Origin of the sequence: Nocardiopsis sp. TNDT3 (assembly GCF_003427465.1) — a bacterium.
Lineage (GTDB): Bacteria > Actinomycetota > Actinomycetes > Streptosporangiales > Streptosporangiaceae > Nocardiopsis > Nocardiopsis dassonvillei.
Map to the genome: position 1 here is coordinate 1 of NZ_QPFC01000826.1, position 1,564 is coordinate 1,564.

Consider the following 1,564-nt stretch of genomic DNA (forward strand, 5'->3'; position numbering starts at 1 on the left):
GGCTCCGCGTGCGCACGGCGGGGCTGGGCAGTACCGGGGCCGACGGGGAACCGGTGGGGGAACACACCCGGTTCGGCTCCGCGTCGGTCGCCAAGGTGCTGCCCGGCATGCTGCTCGCCGACATGGTGGACCGCGGTGAACTCGCTCCGCACGCCCGGGTCGGCGATCTCCTGGAAGACGTCGACTTCGCCGATCCCGTACTCGCCGGCGTCACGGTGGAGGAGCTGGCTACGCACACCGCGGGCCTCTCCAGGGAGGAGACCAGCCTGCTCCAGACGTTGTGGCAGTTCGCGGCCAAACGCCACCCGGATCCGCCCGGGTCGGTCGAGGAGTTCCTGCGGACCGTGGCGGAGGACGTGCGGGTCGATCCCGCGATGCGAGGCGGCAACCACTACTCCAACACCGGGATCGACCTGCTCGGGCACGCCCTGGCGGCGCACGCCGGGACCAGTTACGCCCAGCTCGTCCAAGAACGGATCCTCGACCCGTTGGGGATGGAGGACAGCGCGATCCGGACCACCGGTGACGGTGCCCCCTTCCAGGTGCACAACGCCGATCTCGGGCGCCCCCTCGTTCCGGAGGGCTCGGAGGCCTCCGGCCCGTCGGGAGGGCTGGTCACGACCGCGGGCGACCTCGGCCTGCTCCTGGCGTCGGTGATGGAGGGCACCGCCCCGGGGGCCGCGGCCGTGCGTCCCGTGGCGCCGGGGGACGTCGAGCGCCGCGAACAGGGCCTCGGCTGGTACGTGGAGACGCTGGGAGGGGTGCCGATCACCGGCCACGGCGGCAACGCCACGACCAACGGCCACACGGCGTGGATCGGTTACACCGGTGACCGGGGAGCCGTGGTCCTGTCCAACACGCACCGGTTCAGCGAGGACATCGGCATCCGCCTGCTCGGTGTCGACGAACCGAGCCCCGACAACGCGGCGGGCGAGAGGATCTACGCGACCGCGACGGTCCTGCTCGCTCTCACCCCCGGTCTCCTCGCCCTGGGGTTCGCCTCACGGCGGCGCCCCGGCCGCTGGTGGCGCCGTCCCACCGACCGCCTGGGGCTGGTGTCCCACTGGGCCGGCGGCGCCACGGCGCTCACGTACGCGTTCCTCGCCGGGTTCTGGCATCTGGTGACCCCGTGGGCGTGGGTCGCGGGTCTGCTCCTCCTGGCCGCCGCCGTCCTGGTGGGGGCGTACCGGTGGCCGCGACTCCCGACCGCGAGGGGCGCCCGGCCGTGGGTGCGGTGGTCGCTGACGGCTCCCGTCGCCGCGGGGAGCGCGGTCATCCTCGTCCTGCTGGCCTCGGTCTAGCGGAGGCGGGGCGGCGGTCGGTCCGGTCGGGTCGGGGCCACGGGGACCGCAGGAACGAAGGCGCCCAGCGCGTGAACCCGGGCTCCCGCTTCTGACGCAACGGTGACGCACGGAAGCCGACAGGCCGAGGGTTCCGGCCCTGTGCGCTGGGGGAGCGGACCGTAGGGGGGAGCACTGGACCCGGGAAAACGAAGAACGGGTGCCCACCTGTGTGGACACCCGTTCCTTTGTCGGGGTGGCGGGATTTGAACCCACGACCTCTT

The 1,564-nt window shown here is 73.1% G+C and carries 1 protein-coding gene; it reads left to right on the plus strand.

Annotated elements, in window-relative coordinates:
- Window positions 1-1,301, plus strand: a 1,301-nt coding sequence (locus DQW06_RS20045; RefSeq protein WP_157983510.1) for a serine hydrolase, incomplete at its 5' end; no start/stop codon positions are given.
- Window positions 1,302-1,564: the final 263 nt, after the last annotated feature.